Origin of the sequence: Janibacter sp. YB324 (genome assembly GCF_014217915.1) — a bacterium.
GTDB classification, from domain to species: Bacteria; Actinomycetota; Actinomycetes; order Actinomycetales; family Dermatophilaceae; genus Janibacter; species Janibacter indicus.
Window position 1 is genome coordinate 1765411 of record NZ_CP060120.1, and the last position, 22361, is coordinate 1787771.

Annotated in this window: 16 protein-coding genes; 3 read left to right on the forward strand and 13 right to left on the reverse strand. The window is 72.9% G+C overall.

All coding sequences use genetic code 11. The annotated features are described in order from the left end of the window. Positions 1-4: 4 nt before the first annotated feature. Positions 5-1498, reverse strand: a complete 1494-nt coding sequence (rpsA, locus tag H7A72_RS08565) for a 30S ribosomal protein S1 (protein ID WP_072624705.1) — start codon at positions 1496-1498, stop codon at positions 5-7. A 147-nt stretch (positions 1499-1645) separates the two neighbouring features. Between rpsA and H7A72_RS08570 the strand changes: the two genes are divergently transcribed. After that, positions 1646-2485 carry a class I SAM-dependent methyltransferase gene (locus tag H7A72_RS08570; protein ID WP_185220258.1) on the forward strand — a complete coding sequence of 280 codons (840 nt, stop codon included), beginning with the start codon at positions 1646-1648 and terminating at the stop codon, positions 2483-2485. Positions 2486-2555: 70 nt separating this feature from the next. On the opposite strand, the gene H7A72_RS08575 is transcribed toward H7A72_RS08570, so the two are convergent. The 4 genes from H7A72_RS08575 to H7A72_RS08590 all read right to left on the reverse strand — a co-directional run bounded on the left by H7A72_RS08575 (position 2556) and on the right by H7A72_RS08590 (position 5911). After that, a complete protein-coding gene (locus tag H7A72_RS08575; protein WP_185220259.1) occupies positions 2556-3599 on the reverse strand; it encodes a DUF3068 domain-containing protein in 1044 nt (347 codons plus the stop codon). 76 nt (positions 3600-3675) lie between these two features. Next, positions 3676-4302 carry an HAD-IIIA family hydrolase gene (locus H7A72_RS08580; RefSeq protein WP_185220260.1) on the reverse strand — a complete coding sequence of 209 codons (627 nt, stop codon included), beginning with the start codon at positions 4300-4302 and terminating at the stop codon, positions 3676-3678. Beyond that, complete coding sequence (locus H7A72_RS08585; protein WP_185220261.1) at positions 4263-4871, reverse strand: SIS domain-containing protein; 609 nt, start codon at positions 4869-4871, stop codon at positions 4263-4265. The genes H7A72_RS08580 and H7A72_RS08585 overlap by 40 nt, the downstream gene beginning before the upstream one ends. Then, positions 4868-5911 (reverse strand): GHMP kinase, encoded by a 1044-nt coding sequence (locus H7A72_RS08590; RefSeq protein ID WP_072624710.1) that lies wholly within the window; start codon positions 5909-5911, stop codon positions 4868-4870. The genes H7A72_RS08585 and H7A72_RS08590 overlap by 4 nt, the downstream gene beginning before the upstream one ends. Positions 5912-5991: 80 nt before the next feature. On the opposite strand from H7A72_RS08590, the gene H7A72_RS08595 reads away from it, so the two are divergent. Beyond that, positions 5992-7179 (forward strand): acyltransferase, encoded by a 1188-nt coding sequence (locus tag H7A72_RS08595; RefSeq protein ID WP_185220262.1) that lies wholly within the window; start codon positions 5992-5994, stop codon positions 7177-7179. Here the strand turns inward: H7A72_RS08595 and H7A72_RS08600 are convergent. From H7A72_RS08600 to H7A72_RS08610, 3 genes are read right to left on the reverse strand one after another with little or no spacing between them, the layout of a single operon-like run. Beyond that, on the reverse strand, positions 7070-11119 hold the full coding sequence (locus H7A72_RS08600) for an alpha-(1->3)-arabinofuranosyltransferase family protein (RefSeq protein WP_185220263.1): 4050 nt from the start codon (positions 11117-11119) through the stop codon (positions 7070-7072). The two genes, H7A72_RS08595 and H7A72_RS08600, sit on opposite strands and share 110 nt — an antisense overlap. Beyond that, positions 11086-11808, reverse strand: a complete 723-nt coding sequence (locus tag H7A72_RS08605; RefSeq protein ID WP_185220264.1) for a class I SAM-dependent methyltransferase — start codon at positions 11806-11808, stop codon at positions 11086-11088. The genes H7A72_RS08600 and H7A72_RS08605 overlap by 34 nt, the downstream gene beginning before the upstream one ends. Positions 11809-11821: 13 nt before the next feature. Beyond that, complete coding sequence (locus H7A72_RS08610) at positions 11822-12649, reverse strand: class I SAM-dependent methyltransferase (protein WP_072624713.1); 828 nt, start codon at positions 12647-12649, stop codon at positions 11822-11824. A gap of 100 nt (positions 12650-12749) precedes the next feature. Between H7A72_RS08610 and H7A72_RS08615 the strand changes: the two genes are divergently transcribed. Then, entirely contained in the window at positions 12750-13985 is a 1236-nt protein-coding gene (locus H7A72_RS08615; protein ID WP_185220265.1) for a glycosyltransferase family 4 protein, read from the forward strand. A 77-nt stretch (positions 13986-14062) separates the two neighbouring features. Here the strand turns inward: H7A72_RS08615 and H7A72_RS08620 are convergent, their stop codons facing one another. Genes H7A72_RS08620 through H7A72_RS08640 form a run of 5 tightly spaced genes read right to left on the reverse strand, consistent with a single transcriptional unit; the run spans position 14063 to position 22247 of the window. Next, positions 14063-14212 (reverse strand): hypothetical protein, encoded by a 150-nt coding sequence (locus H7A72_RS08620; protein WP_185220266.1) that lies wholly within the window; start codon positions 14210-14212, stop codon positions 14063-14065. A gap of 52 nt (positions 14213-14264) precedes the next feature. Continuing rightward, on the reverse strand, positions 14265-15983 hold the full coding sequence (locus tag H7A72_RS08625) for a hypothetical protein (protein WP_185220267.1): 1719 nt from the start codon (positions 15981-15983) through the stop codon (positions 14265-14267). Continuing rightward, complete coding sequence (locus tag H7A72_RS08630) at positions 15980-17089, reverse strand: glycosyltransferase (protein ID WP_084451705.1); 1110 nt, start codon at positions 17087-17089, stop codon at positions 15980-15982. Before H7A72_RS08630 ends, H7A72_RS08625 begins: the two co-directional genes overlap by 4 nt. Beyond that, a complete protein-coding gene (locus H7A72_RS08635) occupies positions 17086-17928 on the reverse strand; it encodes a glycosyltransferase family A protein (RefSeq protein WP_185220268.1) in 843 nt (280 codons plus the stop codon). The genes H7A72_RS08630 and H7A72_RS08635 overlap by 4 nt, the downstream gene beginning before the upstream one ends. Next, positions 17925-22247: an alpha-(1->3)-arabinofuranosyltransferase family protein gene (locus H7A72_RS08640; protein WP_185220269.1), complete on the reverse strand. Its 4323-nt coding sequence runs from the start codon at positions 22245-22247 to the stop codon at positions 17925-17927. The genes H7A72_RS08635 and H7A72_RS08640 overlap by 4 nt, the downstream gene beginning before the upstream one ends. Between the last annotated feature and the right edge of the window lie 114 nt (positions 22248-22361).

Genomic DNA, 22361 nt, shown 5'->3' on the forward strand with positions numbered 1-22361 from the left:
GGGGTCAGTTGCCCGTGAGCTTCTCGCGGAGCGCGGCCAGGGCCTCGTCGGAGGCCAGCGTGCCCTCGCTCGCCGGGGCGGCCGGGGCGCCGGCGCTCGGGGCGGGGGTGCTGTCCGAGCTGTACGACGTGGCGGCGACGGAGTCGGCACCGCCCTCGGCGGCAGCGGCGTCGTCGGCCGCGGCCTTCTCGATCTGGGCGCGGTGGGCCTCCCAGCGGGCGTGGGCGTCGGCGTACTGCTTCTCCCAGGCCTCGCGCTGGGCGTCGTAGCCCTCGAGCCACTCGTTGGTCTCCGGGTCGAAGCCCTCGGGGTACTTGTAGTTGCCCTGCTCGTCGTACTCGGCGGCCATGCCGTAGAGCGTCGGGTCGAACTCGGTGAGGTTGGCACCGTCCTCGTTGGCCTGCTTGAGGCTCAGCGAGATGCGGCGACGCTCGAGGTCGATGTCGATGACCTTGACGAAGATCTCCTGGCCGACGTTGACGACCTGCTCCGGCAGCTCCACGTGGCGCTCGGCCAGCTCGGAGATGTGGACCAGACCTTCGATGCCGTCCTCGACGCGCACGAAGGCACCGAAGGGAACGAGCTTGGTGACCTTGCCCGGGACGACCTGACCGATCGCGTGGGTCCGGGCGAAGTGCTGCCACGGGTCCTCCTGCGTCGCCTTGAGCGACAGGGAGACACGCTCGCGGTCCATGTCGACGTCCAGGACCTCGACGGTGACCTCGTCGCCGACCTCGACGACCTCGGACGGGTGGTCGATGTGCTTCCAGGACAGCTCGGAGACGTGGACGAGACCGTCGACGCCACCCAGGTCCACGAAGGCACCGAAGTTGACGATCGAGGAGACGACGCCGGAGCGGACCTGCCCCTTCTGGAGCTCCTTGAGGAAGGTCGTGCGGACCTCGGACTGCGTCTGCTCGAGCCAGGCACGGCGCGACAGGACCACGTTGTTGCGGTTCTTGTCGAGCTCGATGATCTTGGCCTCGATCTCCTTGCCGACGTAGGGCTGGAGGTCGCGGACGCGACGCATCTCGACGAGGGAGGCGGGGAGGAAGCCACGCAGGCCGATGTCGAGGATGAGACCACCCTTGACGACCTCGATGACGGTGCCGGTGACGACGCCGTCCTCTTCCTTGATCTTCTCGATGGTGCCCCAGGCGCGCTCGTACTGCGCACGCTTCTTGGACAGGATGAGTCGGCCTTCCTTGTCCTCCTTCTGGAGGACGAGGGCCTCGACGCTGTCACCGACGGTGACGATCTCCGAGGGGTCGACGTCGTGCTTGATGCTCAGCTCGCGCGAGGGGATGACACCCTCGGTCTTGTAGCCGATGTCGAGGAGCACCTCGTCGCGGTCCACCTTGACGATGTGACCCTCGACGATGTCGCCGTCGTTGAAGTCCTTGATCGTGGCGTCGATCGCGGCGAGAAGATCTTCCTCAGTGCCGATGTCGTTGACGGCGATCTGAGGGGCGGTCGTGTCGACCGTGCTGGCAGTCATGTAGTAGGAACTCCGATTGTGGACAGTTGATCTCGATGGACGGGTGCTGCAGCACCCGGATGCCCGGGTGGGCACACAAAGCGCTTGCCCATCGTAGTGCTATCGGGGCGAAGGGAGCAAAACCGCCCGTCGACTAGCGTCCACCCCATGGATGAGGGCTTCACGACGACCGGTCCGGCCACGCCGGACGACGTCCTGCGGCGCGAGAGCGCACAGGAGGAGACGGTCACCGCCAACCGCGGGTGGTGGGACCGTGAGGCGGACGACTACCTCGCCGAGCACGGTCGCTTCCTCGGCGACGCCGACCTCGTGTGGGGCCCCGAGGGCTGGACCGAGGAGGACCTGCACGTCCTCGGCCCGGTCGAGTCCCTCGCCGACCTGACCATCCTGGAGTTCGGCGGCGGCGGGGCGCAGGGCGCCCGCTGGTGCGCCGCGCACGGCGCCCGGGTCGTCTCGACCGACCTGTCCGCCGGCATGCTCGCCACCGCAGCGACGCTCAGCGCCCGCTCCCCCGGCCCGGCGCCACTGCTCGCCCAAGCCGACGCAACCCGACTCCCCTTCGCCGACGGCAGCTTCGACCTCGTCTTCTCGGCGTACGGCGCGACCCCCTTCGTCGCCGACTCCGCCGCGCTCATGGCCGAGCTGGCCCGCGTGCTGCGACCGGGCGGGCGCCTGGCCTTCTCGACCTCGCACCCGATCCGGTGGGCCTTCCCGGACGTTCCCGGGCCGGAGGGCCTCACCGCATCCGGCTCGTACTTCGACGAGACGCCCTACGTCGAGTCCACCGACGGCCGCGCCACCTACGTGGAGCACCACCGCACGACGGGCCACCGGATCGCCGAGATCGTCGACGCCGGCCTCGTCCTCGAGGCCCTGCTCGAGCCGGAGTGGCCGCCGGACAACACCGAGACCTGGGGCGGCTGGTCACCACTGCGCGGTGCGCACCTGCCCGGGACGGCGATCTTCGTCGCCCGTCGCCCCGGCTGAGAGGTCGGGGCCCGGCACGCCGCAGCGCCCCCGCCCCGGGCCGGGGACGGGGACGCTGCGATCGCGAGCGTCAGTTGCCGTGCAGGTCGCTGCGGCGAACCGTCGTCTCGTCGGGGCCGGAGTTGCCGAAGACCGGGTCGGGGCCGCGGTCGACGTAGGCCGGCTGCTCGTCGAGGCGGCTGCGGCGGCCGATGAGCACCGACAGCAGCAGACCGGTCAGCAGCAGCAGGACACCCAGGATCGCGAAGACGATCGGGAAGGTGCTGTGGACCATGCCGAGCAGCGAGGACTTCGACTTGTAGTCCTCGACGTTCTTGTCGACGGTCTCCTTGGTGAACTTGGAGGTCGTCTCGAGCGCGGTGAGGGTCTTGCCGTTGTGGCGGAACTCCTGGTTCTGCTCCTCGACGCGGTCGATGACCACGCCGGTCACCGGGTCGACCCAGAAGGTGCGCTTGTTGGAGTAGTAGCGGTCGGCGTTGACGGCACCGGAGCTGTCCGAGCCGCCGAAGAGGTTGCCGGGGAGCTCACGCGTGGCGTACTTGGTCTCGGGGACCTCCTGGGTGAACTTGTAGACGTTCATCCCCTGCAGGTCTTCCTCGCCCTCGAACTGCACGGGGAAGGACTTGCCGACCGTGCTGTCCCACCAGCTGTAGGAGCCGTCCTTCTGGGTGTCGAAGGGGAACTTCACGAGCAGGCCGTCGCGCTTGACCTCCTCGCCGTTCTTCGACTCGCCGCAGCAGTTGACGGCCTCACCGGTGTGCCGGTCGAAGACGTAGACCTCGGTGCTGCCGTCCATCGGGATGTTGTCGCCGTTGTTGTCGCTGATCTGGCCGCTGTTCCACACGGCCAGGTCGCGACCCGACTCCTCGGAGGCGGCCTCGGCGGCCTGCGGGTCCCCGATGATGCGCGCCGTCGTCGTCAGCTCGCCCTCGGCGGGACGCACGTTGTCGGCGTCGAAGAACTTCGCATTGGGGTCCTGGACGATCTGCGTGGTGTTCTGGTCGTTGGGGACCACCGCCAGCTTGGGGTAGGCATAGAACCGGAAGAGCAGCCCCATGGTGAGAATGAATGCACCGACGCCCATGATGATCGCCGGCAACAGGTACTTGCGCACGAGTTGACCCTCCTTGGCCCTATGAAACTTACCGGACAGTAGCACTTTGCTGGCGCCTGAGCAGCCGCGCGACAGCCTAGGGGACGTGGCCTTCGCCACGCTGCACGACACTCCCCCGGACCGACGGCGCGAGAAGGCGGGCGACCTCGGCGAGATCGCGTGCCGCCGAGACCTGCTCGGTCCGCATCCCGAGACCCGCCGCCGGCTCGAGGTCGCTCGGCATGTCCCCCACCATGACGCAGCGCTCGGCCCGCGCCCACGGCGCCCTCGAGAGGGCCTCCCGGAAGAGCCCGTCGAGCGGCTTGCGACAGCGGCAGGCCCCCTGCTCGTGGGGACAGACGACGACGGCGTCCAACCTCCCGCCCGCCGGCGCCAAGAGCGCGTCCAGGTGCCGGTGGACCGCCACCAGCCCCTCCCGCGACAGCAGACCTCGAGCCACGCCTCGCTGGTTGGTCACCAGGACCGTCCGGCACCCGGCGCGCGTCAGCCGGGCCACTCCGTCGGCCGCCCCGGGCAGCAGGAGGAGCTCCTCCGGCCGGGTGACGTAGCCGTCAGGGATGCGCACGTTGATCGTGCCGTCACGGTCGAGCAGCACGAGGTCGAAGGGGGCTCCGTCGCCGGGAGGAGCGAGCTCCTGCGGGCCGAACCACCACGGCTGCGGGGTCAGCCCGACTCCTGCATCGACAGGTCGACGGCCTCGCACCAGGCGTGCGCCCACAGCATGTGGACCTCCTGGATCCGCGGCGTCTCCTGCGAGGGGACGACGAGCAGGTGGTCGGCCAGGTCGGCCTGGCCGGCCCCCTTGGCCCCCACCATGAAGATCGTCGTGACCCCGCGGCGCCGGGCCTCGGCGAGGGCCGCGACGACATTGGGGCTGGTCCCTGACGTGGACATCGCGAGCAGCACGTCCCCGGGACGACCGAAGGCCTGCACGCCACGGAGGAAGACCTGGTCGAAGCCGTAGTCGTTGCCGATCGCCGTGAGCGAGGAGTGCGACTCGGCGAGGCTGATCGCCGGCAGCGGGTGCCGGTCGTGCACGCACTTGCCGAGGAACTCCGCGGCGACGTGGCTCGCGATCGCCGCCGACCCGCCGTTGCCGGCGACGAGGAGGGTGCCGCCGGCGTGCAGGGCGTCGACGACGTCGCGCCCGGCCGCCTCGACCGCGGCGACCAGCCCGGGCTCGCCGATCTCGTGGGCGAGCTGCGCCCACGCGGCGATGCCCGCGCCGAGCTGTCGGGTCACCAACGAGTGGTGGGCCTCGGTGGCCGTCATTGCTGTCCCTTCCACGTGGTCACGCCGTGCTTGGTGAAGGTGAACTCCGAGACGGTCAGACCGAGCCGGATGAGCTCGTCGGCGACGACGTGCCGCTTCTCGAACTCGCAGATGAAGATCATGTGGCCGCCACCGCCGGCGCCGGTCACCTTGCCGCCGAGCGCGCCGTGCGCGAGCGCGTGCTCGACGGCCTCGGAGATCAGCGGGGTGGTGATCCGCGAGGACATCCGCTGCTTCTGCTGCCAGGCCTGGCCGAGGAGGTGACCGATCTCGTCGACGCGACCCCGCAGCAGGGCCACGCGCATCGCGTCGGCGAGGTCGCGCTGCGCCCGCAGACCGGCGATGGCGTCCTCGTTGCCCGTCTCGTAGCGGGAGACCTGGTCGGCGATGATGTGGTCGCTCACCCGCGTGCGGCCGGTGTAGGCGAGCAGCATGTTGTGCTCGAGCTCGTGCACCGTGTCGGGGCGCACCCGCAGAGGGTTGACGACGACCTGGCCGTCGGTCCGGAACTCCATGTAGTTGAATCCGCCGAAGGCTGCGGCGTACTGGTCCTGGTAGCCACCGGGGATCGCCAGGTCCTCGCGCTCGAGCCGATAGGCCAGCTCGGCCGTCTCGTGCGGGCCGAGGTCGAGACCGCAGTGGCGGGCGACGAGCTGGATGACGGCGACCATCACGGCACTCGAGCTGCCCAGGCCGGAGCCGGGTGGGGCGTTGGTGTGCAGGAAGAGGTCGAACCCCTCGGAGGGCATCGCTCCCACGAGCGCCATGATGCGGGCGATCGCCGCCTTCGGCAGGTCCAGCTCCCCGCCGAGCTCGAAGGGGGTACCGACGTCGTAGCCGATGCTCGTCCCGTAGTCGTGGGACTCGACCGTGATGTGCCCGTCGGTGCGCGGACGCAGGGTCGCGTAGGCGTAGCTGCCGATCGTGGCGCTCAGGACGGCGCCGCCCTCGCGCTCGGTGAAGGGTGCGACGTCCGTGCCACCCCCGGCGAAGCTCACCCGCAAGGGTGCACGGGCCCGCAGGACAGGGCGCAGGGTCATCGCGGTCCTCTCGAGCAGGCAGAATGGGCAAGCGTTACCGAATGGTAGGTGAAGGCATCGACACACGACAGGCTCCCCCGATGAGCGCCACGTCACGCCTGCTCGGCCTGGACGCCCTCCGGGCCGTCGCGGCCTGGCTGGTGCTGCTGTCGCACGTGGCCTTCTGGACCGGTGCCGGCGCCGAGGGCGTCGTCGGCGGGCTCGCGGTCCGGGGCGAGCTCGGCGTGGCGGTCTTCTTCGCCCTCTCCGCCTTTCTGCTGTCGACCCCCTTCGTCCGGCGGGCGCTCGGCGAGGACGTCCCGTGGACCGCCGGTCGCTACCTCCTCCGTCGTGCGGCACGGATCCTGCCCGGTTACCTCCTGGCACTGGTCGCCGTCGTCGCCGTGGCCGCCTGGCTCGGCGGGGCTGCCGCTGCCGTCCTCGACCTGCCCACCGTGCTCGTCCACCTGGTCATCGGGCAGGGCTGGACCGGCCGGACCTTCCAGGCCTTCACGCAGACCTGGAGCCTGACGAGCGAGGTGACCTTCTACCTCCTGCTGCCCGTGGTCGCGGCGGCGTGCGCCCCCGTTGTCCGGCACGAGGTCCCCGCGATCGCGGCACGCCGGGTGCTCTTGCTCTGCGCCGCCATCGCGATCGGCGGCCTGGCCCTGCAGACGCTCGCCGCACTCCCCGACGGTCAGTGGGGAGCCGTGCTCGCGACCAGTGCCTTCGGGCACGCGGCGTGGTTCGCCGTCGGGGTGGCCGTGGCCGTGCTCGTGTGCGCCGACCGGGCGGGGGTGGTCCTCACCGAGCGCCCCGGCCTCACGGTGCTGCGGACCAGTCCCGGCACCCTCGTGGCCCTCGCCGCGGTGCTCTGGCTCGTCGCCTCCACCCCGGTCGCCGGACCCCGTGGCATCGACGCGTCGTCGGCGCCGGAGGCGCTGGCCGCCGAGGTGCTCTACGGCCTCGTCGCGGCCTGCCTCCTCCTCGCGGGCACCACCCGGGGCCTGTCGGAGACGATCAGCACCTCGCCGCTCGCGGGCACGGCACGCTGGCTCGGCGACACCTCCTACGGCGTCTTCCTCTGGCACGTGCTCGTCCTGCAGGTGGTCTTCGCCGTGCTCGACCTACGGCTCTTCGCGGCCCCCTTCGCCGCGACCCTGCTCCTCGTGACGATCGTCAGCGTGGGTCTGGCCCATCTGTCGTGGCTGGTCCTGGAGCGCCCGGTCCTGCGTCGGGCCCACCGCTCGACGGCCGCACCAGAGCGGCAGCCAGCACCCCGAGCGTGATCGTCCCCAGCACCTGCGAGACGAGCGCGCCGGCGGACTGACGCTCGGCCACCCCGAGCACGGCGAGCGCGAGGCCGGCCGCGGTGAGCACGACCGCGACCGCGAGGGCGCGTGAGCGGATCGGGACGAGCGCGGCGAGCGCTCCGGCGAGCAGACCCCACCACCCGGCGACGAGCAGGCCGACGAGCCCACCGAGCAGCACGGCCACCAGGAGGGGTGCCGGGTGCGCCCGAGCAGCACCTTCCGCTGGCTCCTCCGGCAGCTTCTCCTGCGCGGCGCCGAAGGCCCACCGCGCACGACGGAGCACCCACAGCTCGACGGCGCCCCACAGGACCAGCAGCACGACGGCCAGCGCACCGAGGAGCAGCGCCAGGCGGTGCTGCGCGTTGGGCGCGAAGTCGACGGTCACGGTCTGCGCACCGCCGGCCGGGACGACGACGGCCTGCCGCCAGCCGTCGACGGTCGTCATCTCGAGCGCTCTCCCCCGCTCGTCGGTCGCACGCCACCCGTCGTTGGCCCCCTGCGAGAGCACGAGCAAGGACTCCTCGCCGGCCCCGACCTCGAAGGTCCAGCGGCCGGTGTGCTCGCGCGTGCTCGTGACACTGCGCCGCGGGGTGACCTCGGTGGCCGTCCAGTCCGTCGGCACCAGGGTGAGCGTCTCGGGGAGCAGGGCCGCGGTCGCGCTGGCCGACACGACACCGGTCCCCGCGGGCAGGCTGCCGCAGGACGTGGCGGGGACGGCATCGCCGGCGACGAGAGCGGGCCGGGGTGCGGTGAGCGCCAGCCCGATCCGCCCGCTCTCGCGCCCCACGGCCCCCGCCTCGCTGCACTCGAGGCTCACCTCGCTGCTCGGTCCGTCGACCCCGTCCAGGGTCACCTCGGGCGCCGACCAGGACGCTCGGGTCTGCGGCCGGCTGAAGGTCAGCGTGAGGTGTCGGGTCTGCTGGGGCGGGATGCGCAGGCTCGTACCGCTCGGCAGGACGTAGCGGGCCGACTCGGTGGCGACCGTCACCGGGCCGGCTGCACGATCGAGCGTGATCGTCTCGACGCTGCGGCGCTCGCCGAGGTCGAAGGTCAGCACCGGGTCCGGTCCCGGGGCCGGGCGCCACCGGGTCGTGGGGTCGGCGTCGATCGCGGCCACCGGCCATCGCGACAGGTCCGAGGCACCCTCGCTGCTCGTCGGCTGGGTGCTCCCGGTAAGACTCCACGGCGCGGTCACGACGTCCTGGGCCTCCTCGCCGGGCCGCAGTCGCACGGTCGCCGACACCCGGGTCTCCGGCAGCCGGCCGACGTCCCGCACGAGGTCCTGCGGGTCCTCGCCGGCCATCGGGTCGGCCGCGCCCCTGGGATCGCGGGTGACGAGCACCGCGCCGTCGCCCTCGGGCAGGGTCAGACCCGTGGTGGCCCGCGGACCACCCTCGAGCTCGACCTCGCGGATGCCGACGGGGGCCTGCGCGGCGGTCGGGTCGTCCCCGGAGCGCCGCAGCTCGAGGGTCACGCGGTCACGCGCGCGGCCGTCGAGCGGGACGCGCCAGGTCTCCGTGCCCTCACGCTTGACGCCGTCGCTGCCGCCGACCTCGACCGCCTCGAGGTCGGCGATGTCGCCGCCCCACGCCTCGTGGACGAGCACACCCGTCGGGCGCGAACCCTCCGGCAGCCGCAGCGTCACCCGCTGGACCGGCTCGCCGTCCCCGCTGAGCCATGCCGTGCGGGCGTCGCCGTCGAGCATTGCCGCCGGCCCCGACCCGGCGCTGCGCCAGTAGCGCGCGAAGGGAGCAGCAGCACTCGAGGAGGTCGTCACGCCGGTGATCCCGTCGTGGAACCGCGTCGTCCGCCCCATGGTCTGCCCGCCCGGCGCGAGGTCTCGGGTCCCGACGACCTGTGGTCGTGGGTCCTCCGCCGGCAGGGTCGGCCCGTGACCGCGGCTCGACGGGCGACCGGAGTTGAGCGCCTGCCAGCGAAGGGAGTCGGTGCGCACCTCGGCTCCATCTCCAGCCGTGGTGGTCACCGCGTCGGGGTCGAGCAGCCCGGTCGCGACCAGCGAGAACCATGCCTCGGGTGCGCCCGCGACCTCCACGAGGCCGGAGGTGGGCACGAGGGTCGCGGGTCGGGCAGGAGAGTCGAGGCGCCAGATGCTCACCTGCTCCGAGCCGTCACCCTCGGTCCAGACCCGGGTGAGTCCCGGCGAGGCCGCGAGGGTGGCTGCCACCCGCTGCGGGTCGACGGCCCCGACGTCGGCGGACAGGCCCCCGCGGACGACGACCCGCGAGACGCCCAACCGCTGCAACCCGGCGGCGAGCTGCGGCTGGCGGTGTCCGCCGGCGGTCATCTCGTCGAGGTGGTCGAGGACCCGCGTGGCGCCCGGGTGGCCCAGCGGGGCCGCGGCCCGCGCCAGCACCGGCGACTCGGCGAGGGCGGTGAGCGGCTCGTCGGTCGTGCGGCCCCAGGTGAAGTCAGCGCTGCGGGCCCCCGGCAGCACGAGGGTCGTGCCCCCGTCGCGTGCCGCGAGATCGTCGACCTCGGCCGCCGCCCGGTGCCAGGTCTGCGGCACGCCGGTCGTCGCCCAGGCATCGCCGGCCCGGCCCACCCAGAGCGGCGCCAGGGACCCCAGGAGCGCGAGCACGGTCGATACGACGACGACCTGGCGGACGATCGGACCGGCTCCGCGCTCGACGCGGGTGGCCCAGTGGGCGAGCAGGCCGACGCCCAGTGCGACGGGGAACCGCACGAGCAGATCGGCCTTGTGGACGTTGCGGAGGGGAGCGAGCGGCCCGTCGAGCCACTGCTGGACGGTGGTGGCGAGCGGTCCGGAGGCGGACCCGGTGCGGCCGACCGCCATCGCCACGACACCGAGGAGCACGAGGAGCAGGGCCCAGCGCGTCAGGTGGGCTCCAGGGTCGGGCGCGGGCCGGCCTGCGGCGGCCTCGTGTCGCCGCCGGACCAGACCTGCGAGCCCGAGCCCGGCGAGCGCCGTCGTCGCGATGATCGCCCCGACCGACTGGGCCAGCAGCCACCCGCTCTGCCACGTCGGGTGGTCGCCCGAGGTGAGGATGTAGGCGATCCAGTGGTTGGCCCCACGCAGGACATTGGTCACCGAGGCCACGGCCGTGGTCGTCGAGGCGAGCTCGATGTGGTCGAGGAAGGGGTAGGAGTACCGGCCGAGCACGAGGAGCGGTCCCAGCCACCACGCGGCACCGGCGACTGCGCCGAGCAGCCACCACCCGAGGGCCCGCCACCGGCCGCGACCGGCCGGGGCGAGGACGACCCATGCGGCCGCGGGGACGAGCGCGACGAGGGAGACCGTCGCGTTGACCCCACCGAGGCAGGCCGCGAGCACCCCGGTGGTGACGGCCATCCGCCGACGGGTGGCGGGGACGGCACCCGGGGCCACCCCCTTCGCCGCGGCCAAGAGCAACCACGGGGCCACCGCTTGCGGCCAGACCTCCACGGAGATCTCCGACAGAACGGTGAGCACGCGGGGCGAGAGCGCGAAGGCCGCGCCGACGACCAGCGCGGGGACCGTCGGGAGCCCGGCGAGACGTGCGGCCACGCGCTCGGCACCGACGAAGGCGACGACGAGTAGGAGCATCCACCACAGGCGCTGCACGGCCCAGTCGGGCAGACCGGCGGCCTCCCCGGCGAGGAAGACCGGCCCCATCGGGAAGAGGTATCCGTAGGCCTGGTTCTGCAGCTCGCCGATGCCGGTGTGGTCGTTCCACGCCCACAGGGCCCGCCCGAGGTAGCGCCCCGGCGACAGCACCAGGTCGGTCTTGGTGTCCGGCTGGACCAGGCCCGGGGCGACGAGCCACGGGAGCACGGCGACGAGCAGGGTCGCGACGACGCGCTGCAGCCGCTGCCGAGCCTCCTCGACGCTGCGGCCCGGGGCGTTCCGCTCCGGGTGGGCCGTCATCGGCGACGCAGCAGCAGCAGGAGGTTCCACGTGACGACCTCGCGCAGACCGGCGACCCGCAGGACCACTCGGGCCGCGTCGGGCAGGTAGCGCGGTCGGGCGGCGAGGACGTCGGCGTCGGCACCGGCCGCCCACTCCAGGCCCTGGCGCACGCTGACGCGGTGCAGCGTCTCGCCCACGCGGTTCTTGGGCGGGTGACCGTGCCTGCGCTCGTAGCGCGCGATGGCCCGCTCTCCCCCCAGCCAGTGCCACGGTGAGGTCTCGTGGCCGCCCCAGGGCGAGAGCCAGTTGGTGTAGGAGAGGAAGACCAGACCGCCCGGGCGGGTGACCCGCAGCAGCTCGTCGGCCACCGCCTCCGGGTCGGGCACGTGCTCCCACATGTTGCTCGAGAAGACGATGTCGACGCTGCCGTCCGCCAGCGGCAGGCGCAGGGCGTCTCCGACGACACCCCCGTCGCGCACCGACGCGACCGTGGGGTCGTGGTCGACGGGCACGTAGTGGGCCCCCGCGGCGCGGAAGGCGCGCGCGAACTCGCTCGGACCGGCACCGACGTCGAGGACGGTGCGCCCGGCGAGCTCGGTGTGCTCACGCAGCAGCTCGATCGAGTCGTCGGCGAGCGTCGAGTAGAAGCGCTCCGGCTCGGTCTGCTCGACGAGGAAGGAACGGAAGAGGCGCACCGAGCGGCGCAGCCCACGGCGCTGCGGGTGGGCGGGGGTCATCGGCACCCCACCATCATGGACGACGCGCCAGCAGCTGCAGCGTGGGCCGGCTGCGCGGCGAGAGCAGCCGCTGCCCGAGGACGAGGGGGACGCTGGCGAGGGCGGCCGCGAGGACGGGGCGGGACCCGAGGACACCCCGGGGCCGGTCCCCCGGACGCACCGCCCGGGCCAGACTCGCGGCGTCGACGCTCAGGCTGTCGAGCAGCAGACGACGGACCTCGATGTCGACGAAGCCGGCGGCCGCGGCCGCCCGGGCGAGCGAGTCCGCCGTGAAGAAGCGGATGTGCGTCGGGTCCTCGAGCATCCACCAGGCCGCGCCGTAGCGCTCGACCCCGGAGCTGTCACCGGCGGGGGTGAGGAAGCTCGCCCGGCCGCCGGGGCGCAGCAGCTCGAGGGACGAGCGCAGCGCCGCGTGCGGGTCGGCCACGTGTTCGAGCACGTGGATGCCGTAGACGAGATCCTGCTCCCCCGGCAGATCACGGACGTCCTCGATGCCGCCGGTGCGCAGATCACCCCGGGCCCGCACGACCTCGTCGACGTCGACGCCGAGCTGATCGGGGTCGACGCCCGCGACCTCGGCACCGTCGTCGAGGAAGCGCCGCAGCATCGAGCCGGCGCCGAAGCCGACCTCGAAGACCCGCCCGGGCACACCATCACGCACGAGCTCCCGGTAGGTGAGGTCGAGACGGATGCGGTCGAGCGTCGGCTCGCCGCCGTAGGCGAGGTCGCGGTGGTCGGCGGGGCATCGCTGAAGATCGCGCTCGAGATGACCGCAGCGCTCGCACGCGTCGACCACGCAGCCGCCGCGCAGCGCCAGGCCACGAACCGCGGAGCCGCACATCTCACACTCCCGGACGCGCCGTTCGCCTACCGTTGGGTAACTCACACCGTTAGCCTATCCGTCGGCGCTGCGAGCTCCGCGACGCCGACAAGGAGTGATGATGACCCAGAGCACGACCTCCCCGAAGCAGCGGCTGCGGGTGCTCTACCTGTCGTGGCGTGACCGTGAGAACCCCGAGGCGGGCGGTGCGGAGACCTTCACCGAGCGCACCTCGGAGGTGCTCACCCAGCAGGGTCACGACGTCACCATCTTCACCGCCTCCTTCCCCGGCGCCAGCCCGCGCACCCGGCACGGCGACGTCCGGGTGCTGCGGCGCGGGTCGAAGTTCAGCGTCTACCTCCACGGGATGCTGCACGTGCTGCGGCACCGCGACGACTACGACGTCGTCCTCGACGTGCAGAACGGCGTCCCCTTCTGGGCCCCGCTCGTCGCCGGGGACCTGCCGGTCATCAACATCGTCCACCACGTCCACCGCGACCAGTGGTCCGCGGTCTTCGGGCCCAAGGTGGCCCGCCTCGGCTGGCTGCTCGAGTCGCGGCTGGCTCCCTTCGTCTACCGGCGCAGTCGCTACGTCACGGTCTCGAAGTCGACCCGCAGCGATCTCGAGGAGCTCGGCGTCGACCCCGGTCGCGTCGATCTCGTCTACTCGGGCAACGACCGCCCGGAGGACCTCGACGCCTACTCCCGGCTGGAGCGCACCGAGGCGCCCACGATGCTCTTCCTCGGCCGGCTCGTCCCGCACAAACACGTCGAGCAGGCCGTCGACATCCTCGCCTCGCGGGCCATGTCGCACCCCGACCTCGAGCTGCACGTCGTCGGCGGCGGCTACTGGGAGGACGCGATCGCCGAGCACGCCCGGGCCCGCGGCGTCGCCGACCGCGTCCACCTCCAGGGCTTCGTCGAGGAGAGCCGCAAGCACGAGCTCCTCGCCCGCGCCTGGGTCGTCGTCATGCCCTCCCACAAGGAGGGCTGGGGGCTGACGATCGTCGAGGCCGGCCTGCACGGCACCCCGGCCGTCGCCTACGAGTTCGCCGGCGGCCCGAGCGAGTCGATCGTCCACGGCCGTACCGGGCTGCTCGCTGACTCCGTGAGCGAGTTCGAGGACCACGTGATCCGGCTCGTCGACGACCACGCCATGCGCCGCGACCTCGGGCGCACCGCCCGGCTCTACGCGAGCTCCTTCGACTGGGTGCGCGCCGGCCGGCGCCTCGAGTCGGTCATCGGCTCGGTCCTGGGTCTCACCGACCGCTACCGCGACGACGTCATCGACCTCGACGCGCTCATCGCCACCCGGCCCGAGCCGCGCCGCACCGAGCTGGAGGTCGTCGCCTCCTGACCTGCGGGCACGACGAAGGGGGCCGTCCGCTCGACTCGAGCGGACGGCCCCCTTCGTCAGTGGGTCTGGTGGGCCGCTCAGCTGTTGTAGTTGATGACCTGCTGGTTTTCCTGCGGCATCGACGGGTTCTGCGACTGCACGATCCCGAAGATGGCAGCGGCCGCGAGCAGTGCGCCGAGCACGGTGCCGCCGACGTTGTAGGCGACCTTCTTGGAGCCGTCGTTCATGAGCATCCTTCGTGAGCGGGTGTCGATTCGTCAGCCACTCTATACCGGGCGGTCACTTCAGGCGAGCCCGTCGCCGTGTCGGCCACGTCTCACCCCGTCGGGTCCCGAGCAGGAGCAGGAGCGAACCGACCACCGCGGCCCCTGTCCCGGCGAGCCCCAGCCACCGAGCCGAGCCGGGCGGTGCCTGGCTCGTCGTCACCGGACCGAGGTCGTGGACGACCAGGTCACCGACCCGTCGTGACGACGTGCCGGACAGCTCGGGCACGCTGCCGGCCGGTGCCGGCTGGTCGGTGGCCACGACGACCCAGCGCACGCCGTGCCGGCGCAGGAGGTCGGTGACGTCGCCCCCTTCGGCCAGGGCGGTGGTGACGGCCGCCGCGGTCGGGTCCTCACCCGCCACCGACTCCCCCTGCCGCAGGGACAGGCGGTCGTCGCCGACGACGGTCTGGGGCAGCAGCCGGTTCCACGGGTCGAGGACGACCCGGTCGTCGGCCCAGGCGTAGCGCCGGTAGGTCGACCACGGGAAGACCGCCACCGGCTCGCCCTCGGCTCGCAGGTCGGCCGCCACCGCGCGGACGTCGTCGGGGTAGTCGACGCTCCCCCACGTCCCGGAGTGACCCCAGGCGAGTGTGGGCAGGGTGGCCACCGGCCACACGACGGCGACGACGAGCGCCACCACGGGCAGCCGACGCTCGTGCAGGCGGTCGACGACGACGGCCGTGGCGACGGTGAGCAGCAGGACCCACAGCACGGCGAACTTCTGGCCGTCACGCAGCAGTCCGGCCCCCGGCACGCTCGTCACGACCCACGTGAGCAGGCCGTGACCACCCGGGAGCGCGGCGATCGCCCCCAGCCCGAGACCGGCCACCCCGGCAGCACTCGCGGCCCGCGTCACCGGGTCGCGCCACCACCGCCGGGTGCGCACCGCCCCGACGAGCAGCACGAGCACCGCGGTCATGGCCAGGGCGGCGACGGGCCAGCCGGTCCGCTCGACGAACCACGTGCGGTCGTGCCACAGCCCACCGCCGAGGACGAGGGAGCCGACGATGCCGAAGGGGGTGTCCGCCCCGGCCGCGAAGGCTGTCGTGCCGGCGGGGTCGGCGGCCCGGGAGGCGGCCCGCAGGAAGGGCCACCACCACGCGGCGTTGGCGAGGAGCGCGACGCCTGCGACCAGGGCGAGATCACGCGCGAGGAGACGCAGAGGGCCGCCGAGGCAGAGGACGGTGACGAGGGCCAGCAGCGTGGCCAGCACCCCCGGCGTGGAGCCCCAGAGGCAGGCGGCGGTCAGGGTGGCCACGAGCGCGGCGACACCACGTGGGCCGCTCCGCACGCGGGTGGCGGCGACGAGGACCCACGGCAGGAGCGCGGCTCCGACGACGTAGCCCCAGTGGCCGATGCCCAGACGCTCGCCGAGCCAAGGGTTCCACGACCACAGCACGGCCGCCGCGACGGCACCGGGGACCGTCCGGGCGAGGCGCCCGGCACCCGCTCCCCCGACGACGAAGGCGCCGAGCAGGAGCAGCTTCTGCACGACCCAGCCGGGCAGGACGGTGCCGAGCAGCGCGACGACGAGGTCATTGGGCACGGCCCGGGGCACGCTGCCGTCGGTGCCCAGGGTGCGCGCCGACAGGGGCAGGTCCGGGACGAAGACGAGGTCGTAGTGCAGCGTGTAGCCCGGGGCGAGGGCCGGCCCGAGCACGGCGATCCCGGCGAGGGCACCCGTCAGGGCCCCGGCGACGCCGGGGCGGACGGGCCCTCGCTGAGCACTCATCTCGCGTGCAGCGCCTCGATCTCGGCGAAGGCCGCGCCCATGGCGACGCACTGGGTGGCGAGGTCGTGGTGGGCGACGACGTGGTCTCGGTTGGCCGCACCCACCGCGGCCCGGTGCGCGGGGTCGCGCAAGAAGGCCAGAAGGGCCTCGGCGAGTGCCTCGACGTCGTCGTCGACGAGGGAGTTGGGCGGCTGCACCGCCTCGTCGTTGGTGCCGCACCTCGTGGTGACGACCGGCAGGCCGCACGCCTGTGCCTCGAGGTAGGCCAGACCGAGCTGCTCGGTCCACTTCCAGGTGGGGCGCGGGGCGGTCGTGAAGACCGCCGCCGAACGCATGAGGTCCGCGACGCCGGCCGTGTCGAGCGAGCCGACGAGCTCGACGCCCGAGGACGGGTCGTCAGCGGCGGCGCGCACGAGGTGCTCGAGCGGGCCGCGACCGGCGACGCGCAAACGGGCCTCGGGGATCTCCCGGCGCACGATCGTCATGGCGTCGAGGACCCGGTCGATGCCCTTGTTGTCGGCGAGGGGTGAGGCGAAGACGACGACCGGCTCCTCGACGGATCGCTCGGCCGGGTGGAAGACCTCGGTGTCGACGCCGGGCTTGACCACGCGGATGAGCTCGTCGTCGAAGTCGTTGGCCAGGAGGTGGTCGCGAGCGGCATCGACCATGCACAGGAGGAGGTCGGCGTCGCGGCAGGAGTTGAGCGCCTGGCGATAGGGCGGGACCTTGTACAGCGGCTGATCGGGCAGATTTTCCCAGGTGATCACGGCCTGGAGCGGCCGTCGCGCCCCCGAGGCACGGGCCGCTCGACGCCACCGCGACGCCTGACCGGTGACGAGCGAGCACAGCTCGAGCGAGGTCACCCAGTCGAACTCCTGCGGTGGCTGCTCGTCGAGACCCCGCACCCAGGCCAGGGCGCCCGCCTCGACGAAGCGGGTGATGGGCCGGCGGTAGGTACTCGGGACCCACTCGATGTCACCCACCGGCTCCTGCCGGGCCATCGCCCGCACGCGGGTGCCGGGCATCCGGGACATCCAGTAAAGCTCACGGCGGGCCCGCTGGTCGGGCAGCGAGACCCAGAGCATGCGGCGCTCGGCCGTGCTCACGACGCGGCCCGGTCCTTGCGTCCGCGACGGGCCCCGAGCGCGTAGCCGCCCGCCTCCATGGCCCGCAGCGCGACCATGCCGGCAGCGTGGGCCGGGTCCTGGAGGAGCCGGCGGTGGTTGCGCACGTAGGCCCGCAGCACGGCCCGACCCTGCTGGCCCACGGCACCCTCGTGCTCGCGGGCGAAGGCCGGGATGCTGCGGCCGTAGTAGTAGCGCTTGCTCGTGACGTCGGAGACGGTGAGGCGGCCCTCGTCGTGGTCGATGATGATCGGGGCCAGCTCGATGCCGGCACCGGAGGCGCGCATCTTCATCCGCAGGTCGGCGTCCTCGGGCCCGGACATGTCGGTGTGGAAGGCCCCCTCGCCGAGGAGGTAGTCACGCCGCACCAGCCGGGGGTTGTGCAGCCACGGGTCGTCGAGGTAGCACTCGCGCTCGAGCGCCCGGCAGGCGGTCCAGAACCCCTCGCCGATCGTCCGCTCGGGCAGGGCGATGCCGGTGGCCCCGGTGGCCTCGGCGGTCTCGAGGGCGAGGGCGATGGTGCGCGGGGGCAGGATCATGTCGCTGTCGAGCCACAGGACCCACTCCCCGCGTGCCGCCTCGATGCCGGTGTTGCGCTGGGCGGATCGCTCGGGCCCGGCGGTGATGACGCGGTCGGCGAGTCGACGGGCCACCTCGGGGGTGCCGTCGGTGCTGTGGTTGTCGACCACGACGAGCTCCACGTCGGGGTGCGTCTGCTCGACGACCGAGCGCAGGCAGGCCTCGATGGTGCGGATGTTGTTGCGCGTCGGGACGACGACGGTGACGGATGCCGTCGTGTCCTGCTGGGGGCGATCGCTCACGGGTCGAGCTCCTCCGGTGGGTCGGGTCGCAGGTAGGTGCCGATGATGGCGAGGACGAGGCCGGCACCGGCGATGTGGTGCGGCACGAGGGCGGACTTGACCGAGTCGGCGCTCACCGAGCCGAGGGTGCCGTCGACCCAGGCGAGCTGGGCCACGAAGGCGAGGGCGGCGACGACGAGGAGGCCGGCGCCGACCCCGATGAGCAGGCCGGCGCGAGGGCCACGCAGCCGGACGACGAGCATCGCGGCCAGGGCGGCGAGCGCGCCACCGACGCCGGTCAGCGCGCCGGCGCCCACGACGACGGCGGCCTCGATGGCGAGTCGGCGTGCCCCGGAGCGCCCGGCGAGGACCTCGCCCAGCCCGCGGAAGCGCAGCGAGCCGCGTGGCGGCGCGTGCTCGTCCTCGTCGCCGCCGGTCACGTCGTCGGTCACGGGACTCGTCTCGGTGCGCGGGGCGACGTCGGCCACGGGGCTCGCTGCGGTCGCGGTCGCCGTGCCACGGCGAGGAGCCTCGACGAGCGCGAGCTCGTCGTCCCACTCGGAGGCGGGAGCCGGATCGGCGGGGGCCGGATCGGCGGGGGTCTCCCACTCGGACTCACGCGAGGCCCGGACCTGCGCGGCGCGACGTCGGGCCAGCGGGAGGAAGAAGACGACCAGGGCGACGAGCAGGCCCAGGCCGGAGAGGACCAGACCGATGTCGGCGCGGGTCTGTGGCCCGTAGCGCACGGTGATCTGCTGGGCGTCGAGGTCGTCGATGTACCACCCGGCGGCGTAGCCGTCGACGACGACGGGGTCACCGAGGTCGGTGCCGTCCTCGCGGGTGGCCCGCCATCGTGGGTCGTGGCCCTGACCGATGCTCAGGAAGTAGGGGCTGCTCGACTCCCCGACGTCGATGGTCATCGAGGAGGAGATCGCACTCCGGTCGACCTCGACGACCGGGGCCGGCACCGGCTCGTGACGCGAGCGCTGGGTGTCCTCGAAGGACATCCCGTCGAGCTGCACGTCGTCGACGGGCCGCAGGCGGTGCTCGCCCCAGGACACGTCGAGCGGACCGCACCCCTCCCAGGCGGTCGCCGGCCCGGATCGGCCGTTGATGACCTCGGGGTCCTCGGGACGCATCTGCACCGGCGAACCGTCGAGGGTCGCCACGGTGATGCACGGGCGCTCCTCGTCACCGGCCTCCATGCGAACCCCGGTGTCGATCTGGGTGAAGCGCGGCGGCCGCTCGCCGTCGGAGTCGTCGGCCTCGTCGATCTGCAGGCGGACCGTGCGGCCGCTCGTGCCCTCGGGCAGCGCAATCGTGGCGGTGCCGCGGCGCAGCTCGCCTTCGGCAACCTCCTCGCCGTCGACGAGGACCGTGGCCCGGGTCGCCCAGGCGGTGTCGTCCTCGTCACCGGGACCGGCAGCCTGCGTGACCGTCACCTCGGACAGGTCACGCTCGGGGCCCGTCAGCTGCCACCACGACTGCGTCAGTCGGCCACCGGGCACCCACGCGCTCTCGTCGTCACCGTCGGCGGCGCCGGACGCACGGTGGGCCATCGAGTCGAAGTAGGTGTAGCTCGACCTGGCGCGGTAGGTCGTGTCGAGCCCCGAGAGCTCGTCGGCGAGCTCCTCACGCTGGCCCTTGACGCGCACCCGCGCGCTCGTGTCGAAGGTGCGGTCGTCGGGAAGGGTGAAGTTGCGCCGCAGGCCCTGCTCGGTGTCGTCAGCCGTGTCGCCGGTGTTGGTCACCCGGGTGAGGAAGACGTCCAGCGGGGTGTCGGCGAAGGCCGACCGCTCCTGCGTGGGCAGCTCGCCGTAGAGGTCGCTGAGCGTGGAGGGGAGCCGGGTCGTGCGCGTGGCGGTGAGGTCGTCATCGCCGAGGTCGATCTCGGAGATCCCCACGAGGGAGAACCCCTCGCCCCGGATGCCCTCGACCGTCAGGGTGATCTCGTCGGCGCGGACCCCGCCCAGGTCGGCCGTCGCCGTGCCGTCCTCGTCGACCTCGGCGCTCGTGTGCTCCCCGTCGACCTCGACGTCGAAGCCGGAGATCGTCACGTCGCCGAGCGCAGTGGTGTCGATGGACAGCTCGTCGAGGGTGCGGGGCTCGGGCAGGTCGAGAGTCAGGGTCGTGCCCGGGGCACGGCGGAAGTCACCGAAGAGCCAAGAGGTCGAGCGGTCGCCGTCGATGGCATTTTCGGCGACGCCGTGGGGCAGGTCGAAGAAGGCGCCGCCGCTGTCGGACGCCGTGACCCGGACGCCGTCGCGCACCAGCGTGCTCTGGTCCCTCGGGTCGTCGCCGAGCGTGCGGCTGACGCCGGGGTCCTCATCGGCCGCGAGCACCGCTCCCTGGTTGGAGCGCAACCGGTTGGTGATCGCCGAGCGACGCTGGTTGGTGTCGGTGAGGACCAGTCGGCCGTCTCGACGCAGCAGCTCCTGCAGCTCCTCGCCCGACAGGTCCTGCGCGTAGCGGATCGCCGGGGTGTCGTCGAGCAGCCCGGCTCGGTCCATGGCCGGCACGGCCCAGGCATCGCCCGCGACGACGAGGGTCCCGTCGGCCGGGGTCGCCCGCACCGCAGCCGGGGCGTCGTCGACCGCGTAGAGCTGCAGCGGCGACAGCACCGCCTCCTCCTGCGACTGCGGTGGCGTCGCTCGGGTGAACATGTTGGTCCCGGGATCGCCGAAGTTGTCCAGACCGCGCAGCCCGGGATCGTCCGCGAGAGCCCGCGCCGTGTCCCCCGGCCGGGCACCGCCGTCGCCCTCCCACTCGACGTCGTGCCGGAGCAGGACGTTGTCGACGCCGAGGTAGCGGGCGAAGGGAGAGATGTCGTTGCTGCCGGAGGTGCCCGACTGGAGCGTGTCGTCGAGGGCGGCAAGGAAGTTGCCGCCGTCGGCCGAGGTGTTGGGCAGGGTCTCGGGGATGACGGCGTCGCGGTGGAAGAGCGAGTTGGGCAGGTCGTCGGGCCGCTCCAGGCTCCAGCGGTAGCTCGAGCGGGTCTGCCCCGGCAGGAGCAGCACCCGCTTGTCGGGGTCACCCTTGTCGACCGCGGCGGCGGCCTCCTCCCAGTAGTCGGGCACGTCGACGGGCGAGACGTAAAGGTTGCCGGTGACGGCGGGAGCCACGAGGGCGACGACGACGGCCGCGCCGGCGGCACCCACCGCGGGTGCGACTGCTCGTCGGCGCAGCAGGCGTGGAGCAGCGTGGATGACCGCCCAGCCGATGACCAGGGCGAAGGCGAGCGCCAGCCCGGCACCGATCTTGTTGGTCGTGCGGAAGGCGACGAGCGGGCCGATGTGCTCGAGCAGGAGTCGCAGGAGAGCAGCGAAGGGAGAGCCCCCGTAACCGCCCGGGTAGAGGCCGACCATGATCACCGCGGCGATGCCCGCCGCGGCGGCGGCGAGTCGGGCCAACCGGGCGGGCACGACCTTGAGCGACATGAGCGCGGCAGCGGGCCAGAGCATCGTCAGCAGGATGATGACGCCGCTGGTGAAGTACACGGCGTACTGCGGCAGCCAGGGGCCGGCGTCGGAGGCGCCGTAGTAGGACCACAGGCCGAGACCGCGCAGGACCTCGACGAAGGAGCTCGTGCGGGCGATCCCGTCGAGCGACTCGGAGCTCTCGGCGATCTGGCCGCCGGTCTCGCTCGCGGCGGCACCCGGGATGAGCCAGTAGAGCGAGACGACGACGACGAAGAGCGCGCACTTGCCGACGGCGATCGCGACGTCACGCCAGGGCAGACCGCGCTCGGCCCGCACGAAGAGGGCCAGCGGGATGACGAGCAGCAGCTGGTAGACCGGCACGACGCCGACATTCATGCCGCTCATCCCGAAGAAGACCAGACCGACGGCCGCCGGCCAGCTCCAGCCCGACGCGTCGCGCAGGGCCCGGGTCATCGCCACGAGCAGCCAGGGCAGCAGGGCCATCGGCAGCGCGATGGCCAGCGTGCCGCCCCCGGCGACCGCGTAGGGGTTGGCGATGTAGGCGACACCGGCCACGAGACCGGCCCAGGCCCCCGCGGTGGGTACGAGGGTGCGCAGCAACCGGTTGGCCCCCCAGGCCGCCAGGCCCCAGAGGAGGAGGTGGTAGACCTTGAAGGCCATCTCCGGGTCGAGGCCGACCGCGCGCAGCAGGGCGGTCACGACGAGCACCGGGACGAGGCCGACGTTGAAGTTGGGCGAGCCCAGGTAGGGCGAGGAGGTCCACGCCGACAGGTAGCGCGGCAGCATCTCCCCCGGCGCGAGGTAGACCTCGGGCTTGATGTCGGTCTGGAAGACACCCCAGCTGTTGGCGAAGACGACGACCGCGAGCAGCGCGAGCAGGAGCAGCGAGACCGCGCGCACCGAGATCGACCGCGGCCGCCCGGGTCGTGGGTGCCGCGACCGGGGGCCGACCCGAGGGAGGCGGGCACGAGGGAGGCGGGCACGAGGGAACCGGAACCGGCTGCGCACCGGGGC

Excerpts from the sequence above, each read along its gene's own strand:
- rpsA (WP_072624705.1), bottom strand. The coding sequence starts at position 1,498 with ATGACTGCCAGCACGGTCGACACGACCGCCCCTCAGATCGCCGTCAAC.
- H7A72_RS08570 (WP_185220258.1), top strand. The coding sequence starts at position 1,646 with ATGGATGAGGGCTTCACGACGACCGGTCCGGCCACGCCGGACGACGTC.
- H7A72_RS08585 (WP_185220261.1), bottom strand. The coding sequence starts at position 4,871 with ATGACGGCCACCGAGGCCCACCACTCGTTGGTGACCCGACAGCTCGGC.
- H7A72_RS08590 (WP_072624710.1), bottom strand. The coding sequence starts at position 5,911 with ATGACCCTGCGCCCTGTCCTGCGGGCCCGTGCACCCTTGCGGGTGAGC.
- H7A72_RS08595 (WP_185220262.1), top strand. The coding sequence starts at position 5,992 with ATGAGCGCCACGTCACGCCTGCTCGGCCTGGACGCCCTCCGGGCCGTC.
- H7A72_RS08605 (WP_185220264.1), bottom strand. The coding sequence starts at position 11,808 with ATGACCCCCGCCCACCCGCAGCGCCGTGGGCTGCGCCGCTCGGTGCGC.
- H7A72_RS08610 (WP_072624713.1), bottom strand. The coding sequence starts at position 12,649 with ATGTGCGGCTCCGCGGTTCGTGGCCTGGCGCTGCGCGGCGGCTGCGTG.
- H7A72_RS08615 (WP_185220265.1), top strand. The coding sequence starts at position 12,750 with ATGACCCAGAGCACGACCTCCCCGAAGCAGCGGCTGCGGGTGCTCTAC.
- H7A72_RS08620 (WP_185220266.1), bottom strand. The coding sequence starts at position 14,212 with ATGAACGACGGCTCCAAGAAGGTCGCCTACAACGTCGGCGGCACCGTG.
- H7A72_RS08625 (WP_185220267.1), bottom strand. The coding sequence starts at position 15,983 with ATGAGTGCTCAGCGAGGGCCCGTCCGCCCCGGCGTCGCCGGGGCCCTG.